Here is a 14,678-nt window from a genome sequence, read left to right on the forward strand (position 1 = left end):
CCATGCGCAATGAAAATCGGCCCAGTGACCCAGTTTGAACGTTTGTCCATCGACGCCCTGACCACCGACCAGCTCGCCTCGGAGGAAAGCCGTGCCACGGCCACCCCGATGATGGAGCAGTTCATCGAGATCAAGGCGAACAATCCCGGTTCGCTGCTCTTCTATCGCATGGGCGATTTCTACGAACTGTTTTTCCAGGATGCGATTGACGCATCCCGTGCGCTCGGCATCACGCTTACCCGGCGTGGCCAGCACATGGGCCAGGATATCCCCATGTGCGGTGTGCCGGTCCATGCGGCCGATGACTATCTGCAGAAACTGATTTCGCTCGGTTTCCGCGTCGCCGTCTGCGAGCAGGTGGAAGATCCGGCGGAGGCGAAGAAGCGCGGCTCGAAATCGGTTGTAAAACGTGATGTCGTGCGCCTCGTCACGCCGGGCACGATCACGGAAGAAAAGCTGCTTGTCGCCTCGGAATCGAACTATCTGATGACGCTTGCCCGCATCAAGGGCGGCGCCGAGCCGGCGATGGCACTCGCCTGGATCGACATCTCCACCGGCGTCTTCCGCATTGCGGAAACAGAGCCGTCGCGCCTGCTTGCCGATATCCTGCGCATCGAGCCGCGCGAACTGATCATGCCGGATACGATGTTTCACGATCCGGAGCTGAAGCCGGTCTTTGATGTGCTCGGCCGCGTCGCCGTGCCGCAGCCTTCGGTTCTGTTCGACAGCGCCACGTCCGAAGGCCGCATCGCCCGTTATTTCGGTGTCACGACACTGGATGGCTTTGGCACTTTTTCCCGTGCAGAATTCGCCGCCGCCGCTGCTGCCATCGCCTATGTCGAAAAGACCCAGATTTCCGAGCGCCCGCCGCTCGGACGGCCGGAGCGCGAAAGCGGCGCGTCGACCCTGTTCATCGATCCCGCCACCCGCGGCAATCTCGAGCTGACGAAGACGCTTTCGGGTGAGCGCGAGGGAACACTGCTGAAGGCTATCGACCGCACCGTTACCGGCGGCGGAGCCCGGCTTCTTGCCGAGCGGCTGATGTCGCCGCTGACCGATCCGGAGCGCATCAATCTCCGGCTCGATTCCATCTCTTTTCTGCTGGAAGAGCCGTCGCTCTGCTCCGACCTGCGCACATCGCTGAAGCACGTGCCGGATATGCCCCGCGCGCTCTCGCGTCTTGCGCTCGACCGTGGCGGCCCGCGTGATCTCGGCGCAATCCTGACCGGTCTGGAAGCCGCGCGCGGCGTGGCGGCTTTCCTTGATGGATCAATGCTTCCGGAAGAACTGTCCGATGCGCTCGTCGATCTGAAGGCGTTGCCGGTTACGGTTCAATCCCTGCTCGGCAATATGCTGGCCAAAGACCTGCCGCTTCTGAAGCGTGACGGGGGATTCCTGGCTGATGGCGCCAAAGCCGAACTGGATGAGGTTCGTGCCCTGCGCGACCAGTCTCGTAAGGTGATCGCCGGCCTGCAGCTGCAATATGCCGATGAAACCGGTATCAAGTCGCTGAAGATCAAGCACAACAACGTGCTCGGTTATTTCATCGAGGTCACTGCCGGCAATGCCGGCCCGATGACCGATACGCCGGAAGCCAAGGCCCGGTTCATCCATCGCCAGACAATGGCGAATGCGATGCGTTTCACCACGACCGAGCTTGCCGATCTCGAAAGCCGCATTGCCAACGCCGCCGACAAGGCGCTGACCATCGAACTCGAAGCCTTCGACCGCATGGTCGCCGCCGTCACGGCAGAAGCCGAGGCGATCAAGGCCGGCGCCCGTGCGCTGTCGATCATCGATGTCGCCGGCGGTCTCGCCATGCTCGCCGAGGAATGGAATTACCGCCGCCCGATCGTCGATGACAGCCGAATGTTTGCGATTGAAGGGGGCCGCCATCCGGTGGTCGAACAGGCGCTGCGCCGCCAGTCGTCGGGCCCGTTCATCGCCAACGAATGCGATCTTTCACCGAAAAATGGTGGCGAATTCGGCGCGCTCTGGCTGCTCACCGGCCCGAACATGGGCGGTAAATCGACCTTCCTGCGCCAGAATGCGCTGATCGCGATTCTTGCCCAGATGGGTTCTTTCGTGCCGGCTTCCGCCGCCCATATCGGCGTGGTCGACCGGCTGTTCTCGCGCGTTGGCGCGTCTGATGATCTTGCCCGCGGCCGCTCCACCTTCATGGTCGAGATGGTCGAAACGGCGGCCATCCTTAATCAGGCAACCGACCGTTCTCTGGTCATCCTCGATGAGATCGGCCGTGGAACCGCGACCTTCGACGGCCTGTCGATCGCGTGGGCATCGGTTGAGCACCTGCACGAAGGCAATCGCTGCCGCGGCCTGTTCGCCACCCATTTCCACGAACTGACCGTGCTTTCGGAAAAGCTCGGCCGTCTTTCCAACGCCACGATGAAGGTGAAGGAATGGGATGGCGAGGTGATCTTCCTGCACGAGGTCGGCCCCGGTGCCGCCGATCGTTCCTACGGCATCCAGGTCGCCCGCCTTGCCGGCCTTCCCGATAGCGTCGTGAGCCGTGCGAGAGACGTTCTGACCAAGCTGGAAGATTCCGACCGCAAGAACCCGGCTAGCCAGCTTATCGACGACCTGCCGCTGTTCCAGGTCGCGGTGCGCAAGGAAGAAAAGCGCGGTGGACCTTCCAAGGTCGAGGAAGCGTTGAAGGCCATCAACCCGGATGACATGAGCCCGCGTGAGGCGCTCGAAGCGCTTTATACACTGAAGAAGCAAGCCGGTGCGAAAACCTGATTTGGTTTTCGCACCGCTGCAGAATGGCAAAAAGCGTTTGTTCGGTCACCCCTGATACAACTTGGCATTTGCATCGTGTTCATCTGCTCCTGTAGCCTCGCCCGCGGGGAAACGGGATATGACTGATTTAAATGACCTATTGGTATCATAAGCTTGGCCGGAAACAGGGTGGCCCTGTTTCCGCCGAAGACCTCGGCGTGCTCGCCCGCAAAGGCACGATAAAGCCGGAAACACTACTCTGGCACCCCGGCCTTGCAGATTGGGTCAATGCCTCGGAAGCCTCCGAACTGAGCCTTTGTTTTGAGAGCGACATGTCGGACAAGGAATCAGATCCCTTGCCCGATCCGACGATTGCAGGGCCATGGCCGCGCTTTTGGGCGCGCCTTGCGGACGAAATGATAATCGGGGCGGTAGTAGGATTGCCTTTCGGCTATTCAATCCGGCCACACCTGCCTGAGATTGGCGTAAATTTCCCGGCAGCCGACAACCTTCTGACCATCGTGATGCTTGCTGCCATCACCAGCATCGTTTTGTGGGGGGCGATGACATTGTTTGGCACTACCCCCGGCAAACTGGTTGCGGGGCTCAGGGTGGAAAACAGATCCGGCATGCCGGATTGGCAGTTCTATATGACGCGGGAATTCAGGATCTGGTTCTTTGTCAACACCGTCGGCGTTCCTTATCTTTCAATCATTCCCTGCATCCTGCAATACCGTCGCGTCGCCAAGGGAAGACCTGCCTGGTATGACGAAGGCGCAGCCATTGTCCGCGGAAAAGGCAGGCTCTCTCGCTCTGCTGCCGCAGCCGCAACTGCTGCAGTCACATTCATGCTGACCGTGATGGCGATCGGCTACATGAACATGCTGCGCGCAGAAGAGCGCATGGCCTCCAGTTATCGGTATTGGGAAAATCCCGCCACGGGCAAAAAGGCGGATCTCTGGTCCACTTGGGTCTTTGGAGAAATCAAAGCCGAGAGCGGCAAGCTCTATCACTTCACATCTGACAAACTGACGTCCGAAATTCTGTTTGGTTATGAGCCGATGGATCAGCCATCGGTCGATGCGGTCGCTTACGGTGAGGCGCTGCAAAGCGTGATTGCCGAAGACATTTCCGTCAACGGCAAATGGGAACCGTTCAAGCTGAATGGTTTCGATGCAGCACGCGTCACCGGCATTGAGCCGAAGTTGAAGGATGTCAACGTTGAACTGACTGTCGTTATCGTCGGTCGGAGCGCCTGGCGAATGCTTCTGTTCGTGGAAGGTCGGCCTTTGACCAAACTCGCGATCAGGGAGGTTCTCATTCATTCGCTTCTGTCGACAGCAAAGGATATAAATGTCCCGGCAAGCATGCCCTGTGACGACGAAACCTGCTTTTCCGCGCTGCTGTCAACCGTCCGGTTTGCCCCCTCATGAGATGAGGTCTCGCCGACGAGTGGGTTTTTCCGAATGAGATGGCACTTGCAGATACTCTCATCTATTGTGTAGTGGCTGTGAAAAACGCTGAAGCCACTGTCAGGCGGTGGCTGAAACGGGTGCAGAGGAGTTCACGCGTGAGCGTTGCCTTCATGAAGGAGGAAAGTGCCGAGACGGCCGCCGAAACGGTACTGCCTGACCGGCCGATATCACCCCATCCGAACCTCGTGACGGAAACCGGGCTGAAGGCGCTTGAGCATCAGCTGCAGGCCGCCCGCGATGCCTATGAGGCGACGAACGGGTTGGATGACATCAATGAGCGGCGACGCCAGGCGGCAGGTCCGGCGCGTGACATCCGGTATTTCGCCGAACGGGTCCACACGGCCCAACTCGTCTCGGCGTCTGCATCGAATGCTACAGTCTCTTTCGGCAGCACGGTTACATTCAGCCGCGATGATGGCCGCGAGCAGACCTACCGCATCGTCGGCGAAGACGAGGCCGATCCCAAGGCTGGAACGATCTCCTATGTGTCGCCGGTCGCACGCGCGCTCAACGGCAAGTCCTTAGGCGATCTGGTGACGGTCGGTCATCAGGAACTCGAAATCATCGCGATTTCGTAATCAGCTTTGCCAATCATGGTGCTGCCGTGCTTGTGAAGACCTGCGACTGCGGCTATCTGGTGCGTCTCCTAGAGCAATTCCAGCAGAAGTGGGAACCGGTTTTGCGTCCGGAATTGCGATGAAACAAACCAACAAAGGCGCATTCCGGCATGAAACCAGATTATCTCGTCACCCATTCCGGTGGCTTCCATGCCGATGAACTTCTCTCCAGCGTCATCCTGACCCGGCTTTTTCCCGAGGCAAAAATCGTCCGCAGCCGCGCGCCGGAGTGGATCACGCCCGGCAGCGATCGCATCATCTATGATGTCGGCGGCGCTTATGATGCCGAAAAACAGATCTTCGATCACCACCAGCGCGGCGCGCCGCTGCGCGAGGACGAGGCGCCCTACAGCTCCTTCGGCCTGATCTGGAAGCATTATGGTCGCGACTATCTTGCCGCCATGAATATCCCGACCGCCCATATCGATGCCCTGCACGCCTCCTTCGACAAGAGTTTCGTCCTGCCGATAGACCTGATGGACAATGGTGCGCTCAGCCCGTCCAGCGCCGGTCCTCTTGCCGGCCTCACCCTGTCGAGCCTGCTCGAAACGCTCAAACCCAACTTCGACGACAAGGAGCAGGGTGCCGATGATCGCGCTTTTCATGCAGCGCTCGCCATCGCCCGTGCCTTTGTCGAGGCGGGTATCGGCAAGCGCGCCGCCAAGTTGCGTGCCGAAACGCTCGTTCTTGAAGCGATCGCCGAGGCTGGCGAGGGTCGCGTGCTCGAGCTTCCCATGGGCATGCCCTTCCGCCCGGCAATCGTGAAGGCCGGTGCCGATCACCTTCTTTTCGTCGTCCATCCGCGCGACGGCAAGGACTGGTGCGTTACCGGCATCCGTAAGGCGGATGACGGGTTCGAACTGCGCGCCGATCTGCCGAAATCCTGGGCGGGCCTGACGAACGGTGATCTCGAAGCCGCTTCCGGCGTCAAGGGCGCCACTTTCTGCCATAACGGTCGCTTCATCGCAGCAGCCACCAGCCGCGAGGCAGCCCTTGCCATGGCGGAGATTGCCGTAAAGGAAGCCTTGGCATCGGCCTGAACGGCCAAGACTGGCGAAGCCGGGTTCGGGCTACCTGCTATTGCGGGTAGCGCGATCTCCCTTTCGGGTCCGAAGATGATATAGATTGTCGTAGAATTTTCTTCAGGCTTTTCTGAGCGCCATCGGGATCGTCCATTGCTCGCCATACCGTTACCCTTCATTGCCGGATTGATCTTCGCGCTGGTTCTTCATCACAGCCTCAAGGGCGTGGAAGCGCCTGGAAGTCGCCGGTATTTCGTGGCTTTCCTGATCCTTTATGCATTGCAGGGCGTGGTCGTCGGCCTACATTTCGGCTACGGCGTCAAGGCGCTTGCGCCGATCCAGCCGATTACCGCCTCCGTGATGCCGCCACTCGCCTTCTTGGCATTTCGCGGCCTAGCGGATGAGACGATACCCAAACCCTGGATCCATCTATGGGCACCGGCTTCCATCGCGCTTTCGGTCGCCTTTCTGCAGGTGCTGGTCGATCCGCTGTTGCTTGTGATCTTCCTCGTTTACGGCACTGCCATCTGGGGTCTGACGCGAACCAGCGATGACGAGGTGATGGCGGAGGCGAGCCTTCAGCGCATGCGTCCGGCTTTGCGCGCCGCGCGTCTGACCGCGATCCTGATGTTCTTCTTCGCCCTGAGCGATGTTGCCGTGGCCATCTATGCGGGTGTCGCCGGTGCAGAAGGCGTTCCGTTTGCGGTGGCGATCATGAACATCGTTGCGCTTGCGGCAACAGGTATCTATTACCTATTGCCCGAGACGGACCGTACCGCGGTTTCTCCCAAAGCATCGGCTTTGCCCGATCCGGCAGATGCAGCAATCGTCGAGCGTGTCACAGCGGCTCTTGGCGAAGGCGAACTCTACAGAGATGAAAATCTCAGCCTCGCGAAAATCTCCCGCAAGGCGAAAATTCCTGCGCGCGACCTGTCTTCCGCCATTAACCGTGCCACAGGTCTCAACGTCTCCCAGTTCGTCAACAACCGTCGTATCGGCGAAGCCTGCCGCCTGCTGGATGAAACAAAACAATCGGCGACGGCAATCATGCTCGACGTCGGATTCTCGACAAAATCGAACTTTAACCGGGAGTTTCGTCGCGCAACCGGCATGAGCCCGCGCCAGTGGCGCGCAAGGTCGAAAGTCGAAACAACCGGCTCTTGAACTTCATGCTGCAAGGCAACAACTTGGAAACGACCTGCTGCCATAATTGGTGGTCAAGGTGACCAGAATTCGTTAGAGCAACTCCAGCAAAATTGGGAACCGGTTTTGCGCCCGGAAATGCTCTGGAGCCGACCGGCAAACTGGCATCGGCAGGAATGATATGGCCAGACACGAAATCAATTTCTCCGAACTTCTCGATGTAGATGCCCTGAAGGCCGAATGCTGCGCGGTGATGAAGACGGACCTTCCGCTTCTGGAACTGCGCTCGGCGCTTCTGCCCGTCATGCGCCGCGCCAGCAACGAAGGCCGCCAGAAGGCGCGTGAACTGCTCGAAAAAGACGGCAGCGGGCTCAATTGCGCCGAGCGTATTTCCTGGGTTCAGGATCAGATCATCTGCGTCCTGCATGACATCGTCGCCGCCGCAGTCCATCCGGAAGGCAAGGACATCACGATTGCGGCCGTCGGCGGTTATGGCCGAGGAACGCTTGCACCCGGATCGGATATCGATCTTCTGTTCCTTCTGCCGGCGAAGAACTCTGAGGAGATGCGCAAGGCCGTCGAATTCCTGCTCTATATTCTCTGGGACATGGGCTTCAAGGTCGGTCATGCGACCCGCACGGTCGAGGAGTGCATCCGCCTTTCCAAGACCGACATGACCATCCGCACCGCAATCCTCGAAAGCCGCCTGATCTGCGGTTGCGCAACCCTGTTTGCAGATCTGGAGACCCGTTTCGACCATGAGGTCGTGGCCGATACCGGTGCCGAATTCGTCAGCGCCAAGCTTGCCGAGCGCGACCAGCGCCACCAGAAGTCCGGCGACACCCGTTATCTGGTTGAACCGAACGTCAAGGAAGGCAAGGGCGGCCTGCGCGACCTCCATACGCTATTCTGGATCGCCAAATATTACTACCGCGTCAAGGATGCCGCCGATCTGGTCAAGCTCGGCGTGTTCTCTCGTGGCGAATTCCGGCTGTTCGAAAAAGCGGACGATTTTCTCTGGGCGGTTCGCTGCCACATGCACTTCCTGACCGGAAAGTCGGAGGAGCGCCTGTCCTTCGATATCCAGCGCGATATCGCCTCGGCCCTCGGTTATCATACGCGTCCCGGTCTTTCCGCCGTCGAGCGTTTCATGAAGCACTATTTTCTGGTCGCCAAGGATGTCGGCGACCTCACACGCATCTTCTGCGCGGCACTGGAAGAACAGCAGGCCAAGGCCGCGCCGGGGCTTGCCAATCGCGTCATCTCGCGTTTCACCCACCGTTTGCACAAGATCCCTGGCACAACGGATTTCGTTACCGACCGTGGCCGCATCACGCTCGCTTCGCCGGATGTCTTCACCCGCGATCCGGTCAATATCATCCGCTTCTTCCATGTGGCGGATATCCATCAGCTCGAACTGCATCCGGATGCGCTGAAGCGCATGACCCGTTCGCTGACGCTGATCGACAACAGCCTGCGTGAAAACGAGGAAGCCAACCGGCTGTTTCTCTCGATCCTGACCTCGCGCCGCGATCCGGCGTTGATGCTGCGCCGCATGAACGAGGCCGGTGTACTCGGCCGCTTCATCCCCGAATTCGGCAAGGTCGTGGCGATGATGCAGTTCAACATGTATCACCACTATACGGTTGATGAGCATCTGATCCGTTCTGTTGAAGCTCTCTCGGAGATCGACAAGGGCGAGATGAAGGAAGCGCATCCGCTTGCCACCAAGATCATGCCCGGCATCGAGGAGCGCGAGGCCCTTTATGTCGCCGTGCTTTTCCATGATGTCGCCAAGGGCCGTCAGGAGGATCATTCGATCGCCGGTGCCCGCATGGCCCGCAAACTTTGCCCGAGACTCGGCCTGAACCACAAGCAGACCGAAATCGTCGTCTGGCTGATCGAGCAGCACCTAGTCATGTCGATGACCGCTCAGACCCGCGACCTGCATGACCGCAAGACGATCAGCGATTTTGCCGCTGTCGTGCAGTCCATGGACAGGCTGAAACTGCTGCTCGTCCTGACGATCTGCGATACGCGCGCCGTTGGTCCCGGCGTATGGAACGGCTGGAAGGGCCAGCTTCTGCGCACCCTTTATTACGAAACCGAGATCCTGCTCTCCGGCGGCTTTTCCGACCTGCCGCGCCGCGAGCGCGCGACTGTCGCCGAAGAGGCGCTTTTCGATGCGCTGTCGTCCTGGGACGGGAAGGAGCGGAAGACCTATTCGTCGCTCCATTATCAGCCCTATCTCTTGGCCGTTTCGCTGAACGATCAGGTTCGCCACGCGACCTTCATCCGCGACACCGATCGCGCCGGCCATGCGCTTGCAACCATGGTCCGCACCGATGCCTTCCGGGCGATCACCGAGATCACCGTACTCGCGCCCGACCATCCGCGCCTTCTGTCGATCATTGCAGGCGCATGTGCTGCCGCCGGCGCCAATATCGTCGACGCGCAGATCTTCACAACGACGGACGGGCGTGCGCTCGATACGATCCTGATCAACCGGGAATTTGCGGTAGACGAGGATGAACTCCGCCGTGCTGGCACGATCGGCCGGATGATCGAGGATGTGCTTTCGGGCAAGCGCCGCCTGCCGGAAGTCATCGCCACCCGCGCCAAGACCCGCAAGAAGACCAAGGCCTTTGACATCCCGCCTTCGGTCACCATTTCGAACGGCCTCTCTAACAAGTTCACCGTCATCGAGATCGAGTGCCTCGACCGTACAGGTCTTCTGGCGGATATCACCGCCGGCCTTGCCGACCTGTCGCTGGACATCCAGTCGGCCCGCATCACCACATTCGGCGAAAAGGTCATCGATACCTTCTACGTCACCGATCTGGTCGGTCAGAAAGTCACCAATGATAACCGCCAGAATACCATTTCCGCGCGGCTGAAATCGGTCATGACCGACCAGGAAGAAGAGGCGAAGAAGAACCCGACACCGGCACCGGCCACAGAAGAACAGCCGCCGCGCAAGAGCAAGGCGCGCGCGTGACGGATATTCGACCATGAGCCTCGTCAAAAAATTCGCAACCGTCGGCGGCGCGACGCTCGGCAGCCGCATCTTCGGCTTCGCCCGTGAGACGGCGATGGCGGCAGCGCTGGGAACGGGGCCGATGGCCGACGTCTTTTACGCCGCCTTCCGTTTTCCGAACCTGTTTCGCCGGCTGTTTGCCGAAGGCGCCTTCAACGCCGCCTTCGTGCCGCTGTTTTCGAAAGAAATCGAGGCCAACGGTGTCGAGGGCGCCAAGCGCTTTTCGGAAGAGGTCTTCGGGGTGCTCTTTTCGGCGCTCCTCCTCATAACCATTGTCATGGAACTCGCCATGCCATGGCTGGTGCGTTTCATCATTGCGCCGGGTTTTGCCGACGACGCCGAAAAGATGTCGCTGACCATCCGCATGGCCGCAGTCATGTTCCCCTATCTCATGTGCATGTCGCTGACGGCGATGATGAGCGGAATGCTGAATTCGCTGCATCATTTCTTCGCAGCGGCAATTGCGCCCGTTTTTCTGAACGTGGTGATGATCGCCGCTCTGGTCTACGGCCTTTGGATCGGTGCGGAGCCCCAGCTGATCGCCTGGTATCTCTCCTGGAGCGTGCTGGTAGCGGGCGTTCTACAGCTTGCTGTGGTTTATATCGGCGTGCGCCATGCGGGCATCAATATCGGCTTTCGCCGCCCGCGCATGACACCGAACGTCAAGCGGCTTTTATGGCTGGCGGTTCCGGCTGCGATTACCGGTGGCGTTACCCAGATCAACCAGATCATTGGTCAGGCGATCGCCTCCGGCAAAGAAGGCGCGATCGCGGCTCTTCAATATGCTGACCGTATCTACCAACTGCCACTCGGCGTAGTGGGCGTAGCTGTCGGTGTCGTTCTTTTGCCGGAACTGTCGCGAGCGCTCAAAGGCGGCAAGATGAAGGAAGCGGCCGGCATCCAGAACCGCTCCATCGAATTCGTCCTCTTCTTGACGCTCCCCGCTGCTGTCGGTCTCTGGGTCCTGTCGGATGCGATCATCCGCGTACTCTACGAACGCGGGGCGTTCTCCGCCGAAAATACTTCGGTCGTTGCCGGCATTCTGGCGATCTATGGCCTCGGCCTTCCGGGTTTCGTGCTCATCAAGGCGCTGCAGCCGGGCTTTTATGCACGCGAGGATACGAAGACGCCGATGCGCATCACTATGCTTGCCGTCGTGGTGAATTCAGCGCTGGCGATTTCGCTTTTCCCGATCCTTGCCGAGCGCGGCATCGCCACAGCGGAAGCGGCAGCCGGCTGGCTTAACACCGTGCTGTTGTTCACGATCCTGGTCTGGCGCGGCGATCTCGTCTGGGAATGGCAGCTCGCCAGGCGCACGGTTCTGTTGATCGTCTCGGCAGGCGTGATGGCGGCAGCGCTTATCTACGCCTTGCCCTATGCCGGATCATGGTTGGCGCCGGGCGCTCATCTGCTAAGCCAGGTCACGGCCCTTGGCGCTTTGATTGCGCTGGCAATGGTCGTCTATTTCGGCGTCGCCTTCCTCATCGGCGGTGCCGATCTCGGCATGATCCGCCGGAGCTTGAAGCGCAAGCCAAAGGCGTCGTCTTAAAAGAATGCCGCGATCAGGTATCGCGGCTCTTCGACTTCGGCTTCAGGTTGGCAAGGCTGCCCTTGCCTTTCTTGCCACAGTGCGCCCAAGTGCGGCTCGGGCCGATATCGACATGCACGATGCCGTTGCAGTAACGACCGATGCCGCCAATGCCCGGCGCAGTGCGGGCCGCTGCCAGGATACGTTTTTCGGAGACACCCGGCACGCGGATGTCGGCGGCGAAACAGCGGCTATGTTGCGACTTGCCCGAACGCGGGCGATGACCTGACGTGACCATCGGCTTCTTGCCGGTCTGCTTGGCGATATGGGCAAGGATCGCTTCCAGCTTGTCGGGAAAACAGCCGGTACGGACGCTGACACGCTGTACCGTGTAAAAGGCAGAGTAATCGTGCTGAATTGCTGTGCTGCGGCGTTTGTCGTTCTTGCCTGCTGCCTCGGCGTTTACGTTCATACTGAATGCCAATAGGCAGGCCAGCGCGACGCGAGAAAAGATGCGCATGGTTGTCCCCTAAGAAAAGACCAGTCGTCATGACGGTCGACTTCGTCGTGGCGGGGTATTTCATTCTGAAAAGTGACGTGAATAAGGTGGGATTTACCTCGAATTGAGATTAATAGGTCATGAATCTTAATATTCGTTAATCAATTGCAGTCTTGATGCTGGTTATAGTTGTTCGGGGAGCGCCAAAACTTCGTTATAAAACTGTTACATAGCGGCGCTCAGAGCTTCTGTAGCAACGTCCTCGAAGTTGATTGTCAAACCCCCCAAAAAAATTGGGGTCTGAGGCGTAAAATTGCGAAAAATTCCCTTAATGGTTGCCAAGGCCCATTGTTTTAGCCAGATCACTACGCGAAACTCAGGAGCCGCCCATGCCAGTCCGATCACTTTTTCTCGTGACCTTGGTGGTCGATGACTTTGATCGGGCGAAGTCTTTCTATTGTGGTGACCTTGGCTTTGACTGCGTGGAGGATACGTCCCTTACCGATGATAAGCGCTGGCTCGTCGTGAAGCCGAAGGGTGATGACGGTGCGGCACTGCTGCTTGCCCAGGCCGTCGATGACAGGCAACTGGCCGCGATCGGCAACCAGGCCGGAGGGCGGGTCGGCTTCTTCCTGAAAACCGATGACTTTGCCCGCGACCACGCGGCAATGCTTGCCCGCGGCGTCAAATTCATGGAGGAACCGCGCCGTGAGGTTTACGGCACGGTAGCCGTGTTTGCCGATCCCTACGGCAACACCTGGGATTTGATTGAGCATGTCCCGCGCTGAGGCCTTGATTTCGCCCCGCCCGCCGTGCTTAGAGCGCGGCGTTAGCTACATGGCCCGCGGGGCGCGATTGCCGGAGACGTTCAAACCTGCCGGGAGCGCGTAACCTTGAGGCCTGAGGCCTTCCAACCGCCTATTCGAGGACATCATGAACACCTTCAAGCCGCTCGTTTTCTCCGGCGTTCAGCCGACCGGCAATCTCCATCTCGGCAATTATCTCGGCGCGATCCGCAAATTCGTGGCGCTGCAGGAAAACAACGACTGCATCTATTGTGTCGTTGACCTGCATGCGATCACTGCGCAACTTGTGCATGACGACCTGCGCGGCCAGATCCGCTCGATCGCCGCAGCCTTCATCGCTTCCGGTATCGATCCGGTGAAGCACATCGTCTTCAACCAGTCGGCCGTGCCGCAGCACGCCGAGCTAGCCTGGGTGTTCAACTGCGTTGCCCGTATCGGCTGGATGAACCGCATGACGCAGTTCAAGGACAAGGCCGGCAAGGACCGCGAAAACGCCTCGCTCGGCCTGCTCGCCTATCCGAGCCTGATGGCGGCTGACATTCTTGTTTACCGCGCCACCCATGTTCCGGTCGGCGACGACCAGAAGCAGCATCTGGAACTCGCCCGCGATATCGCCCAGAAGTTCAACATCGACTTCCAGGACAAGATCCGTGCGACGGGAACCGGCGTCGACATGGTCGTCGGCGAAGAGCCCATCCATGGCTATTTCCCGCTGGTAGAGCCGCTGATCGATGGGCCTGCGCCGCGCGTCATGTCGCTGCGTGACGGCACAAAGAAGATGTCGAAGTCCGATCCGTCGGATCTTTCGCGCATCAACCTTATGGACGATGCCGATGATATCGCCAGGAAGATCCGCAAGGCCAAGACCGATCCGGAAGGTCTGCCGAGCGAAATTGAAGGCCTTTCCGGTCGTCCGGAAGCCGACAATCTCGTCGGTATCTATGCTGCCCTTGCCGATCGCACCAAGGCTGACGTCTTGGTCGAATTCGGCGGCCAACAGTTCTCCGTCTTCAAACCGGCGCTTGCCGAACTGGCGGTCGAGGTTCTGGCTCCGATCGGCGCCGAGATGCGCCGCCTGCTCGACGACACCACCCATATCGACGCAATCCTCAAGGATGGCGGCGAGCGCGCCGGGGCACGTGCACAAAAGGTCATGGACGAAGTCTTCGACATCATCGGCTTCCTGCGCTGATTTTTGAGGCGGCATGAACAGGCAAACCCGTCGCGTGAAGCGGCGGGTTTTCATTTTTACACGTTGGTATAAGGTCCGCGGCGAGACTGCTTCGGCAACACAGGGGGCGTTATGGTTTCCAAGAGACTTTCGCGGCTTGAAGGCCACAGGCGCAAGTTCATGGCGGTCATCGACGGCACGCCGGAATGCGAAAAAGCGGTCCATTATGCCGGCCGCCGCGCCAAGAATACCAATGGCGGTCTGGTTCTCCTCTATGTCATTCCCGAAGGCGATTTCCAGCAATGGCTGGGTGTCGAGCAGATCATGCGCGCCGAAGCGATGGAAGAGGCCGAAGCGGTAATGGCGAAGGCCGCCCACCGGGTGCGTGAAACAATCGGCATCGACCCGGAAATCGTCATCCGCGAGGGCAGCGCTCCCGAACAGATCAACGGACTGGTCGAGGAAGACCGCGATATCGCGATCCTCGTGCTCGCAGCAGGTTCGGCGAAGGAAGGCCCGGGACCGCTGGTCTCCGCAGTCGCCGGTCGCGGTGCAGCCTTCCCGATTCCGGTCACGGTTCTTCCCGATACGCTCTCGGACGAGGAAATCGACTCGCTGGCGTGATCTCACTATTGACCATG

At 59.5% G+C, this 14,678-nt stretch carries 11 protein-coding genes; 10 read left to right on the plus strand and 1 reads right to left on the minus strand.

Going from position 1 to position 14,678, the window contains the following annotated elements; translation table 11 throughout:
• Window positions 1-108 precede the first annotated feature (108 nt).
• The 7 genes from mutS to murJ all read left to right on the plus strand — a co-directional run bounded on the left by mutS (window position 109) and on the right by murJ (window position 11,582).
• Entirely contained in the window at window positions 109-2,760 is a 2,652-nt protein-coding gene (gene mutS, locus MRBLMR1_RS14780) for a DNA mismatch repair protein MutS (RefSeq protein WP_500065506.1), read from the plus strand.
• A gap of 131 nt (window positions 2,761-2,891) precedes the next feature.
• Window positions 2,892-4,172: an RDD family protein gene (locus MRBLMR1_RS14785; RefSeq protein WP_148145990.1), complete on the plus strand. Its 1,281-nt coding sequence runs from the start codon at window positions 2,892-2,894 to the stop codon at window positions 4,170-4,172.
• A gap of 137 nt (window positions 4,173-4,309) precedes the next feature.
• Window positions 4,310-4,792 (plus strand): transcription elongation factor GreA, encoded by a 483-nt coding sequence (greA, locus tag MRBLMR1_RS14790; protein ID WP_148145989.1) that lies wholly within the window; start codon window positions 4,310-4,312, stop codon window positions 4,790-4,792.
• A 149-nt stretch (window positions 4,793-4,941) separates the two neighbouring features.
• Window positions 4,942-5,871 carry an MYG1 family protein gene (locus MRBLMR1_RS14795; RefSeq protein WP_148145988.1) on the plus strand — a complete coding sequence of 310 codons (930 nt, stop codon included), beginning with the start codon at window positions 4,942-4,944 and terminating at the stop codon, window positions 5,869-5,871.
• Between the two features lie 135 nt (window positions 5,872-6,006).
• Entirely contained in the window at window positions 6,007-7,017 is a 1,011-nt protein-coding gene (locus MRBLMR1_RS14800; protein WP_148145987.1) for a helix-turn-helix domain-containing protein, read from the plus strand.
• Window positions 7,018-7,177: 160 nt separating this feature from the next.
• A complete protein-coding gene (locus MRBLMR1_RS14805) occupies window positions 7,178-9,994 on the plus strand; it encodes a [protein-PII] uridylyltransferase (RefSeq protein WP_148145986.1) in 2,817 nt (938 codons plus the stop codon).
• A gap of 13 nt (window positions 9,995-10,007) precedes the next feature.
• Complete coding sequence (gene murJ, locus MRBLMR1_RS14810; protein ID WP_148145985.1) at window positions 10,008-11,582, plus strand: murein biosynthesis integral membrane protein MurJ; 1,575 nt, start codon at window positions 10,008-10,010, stop codon at window positions 11,580-11,582.
• 13 nt (window positions 11,583-11,595) lie between these two features.
• On the opposite strand, the gene MRBLMR1_RS14815 is transcribed toward murJ, so the two are convergent.
• Entirely contained in the window at window positions 11,596-12,081 is a 486-nt protein-coding gene (locus tag MRBLMR1_RS14815) for a YcbK family protein (protein WP_148145984.1), read from the minus strand.
• A 368-nt stretch (window positions 12,082-12,449) separates the two neighbouring features.
• On the opposite strand from MRBLMR1_RS14815, the gene MRBLMR1_RS14820 reads away from it, so the two are divergent.
• The 3 genes from MRBLMR1_RS14820 (at window position 12,450) to MRBLMR1_RS14830 (ending at window position 14,661) form a co-directional block, all read left to right on the plus strand.
• Window positions 12,450-12,848: a VOC family protein gene (locus tag MRBLMR1_RS14820; RefSeq protein WP_148145983.1), complete on the plus strand. Its 399-nt coding sequence runs from the start codon at window positions 12,450-12,452 to the stop codon at window positions 12,846-12,848.
• Between the two features lie 145 nt (window positions 12,849-12,993).
• Window positions 12,994-14,058 carry a tryptophan--tRNA ligase gene (gene trpS, locus MRBLMR1_RS14825; RefSeq protein WP_148145982.1) on the plus strand — a complete coding sequence of 355 codons (1,065 nt, stop codon included), beginning with the start codon at window positions 12,994-12,996 and terminating at the stop codon, window positions 14,056-14,058.
• Window positions 14,059-14,169: 111 nt separating this feature from the next.
• Entirely contained in the window at window positions 14,170-14,661 is a 492-nt protein-coding gene (locus tag MRBLMR1_RS14830; RefSeq protein WP_148145981.1) for a universal stress protein, read from the plus strand.
• Window positions 14,662-14,678: the final 17 nt, after the last annotated feature.

It is taken from the genome of Neorhizobium sp. LMR1-1-1.1 (assembly GCF_040675795.1).
GTDB lineage: Bacteria > Pseudomonadota > Alphaproteobacteria > Rhizobiales > Rhizobiaceae > Neorhizobium > Neorhizobium cellulosilyticum.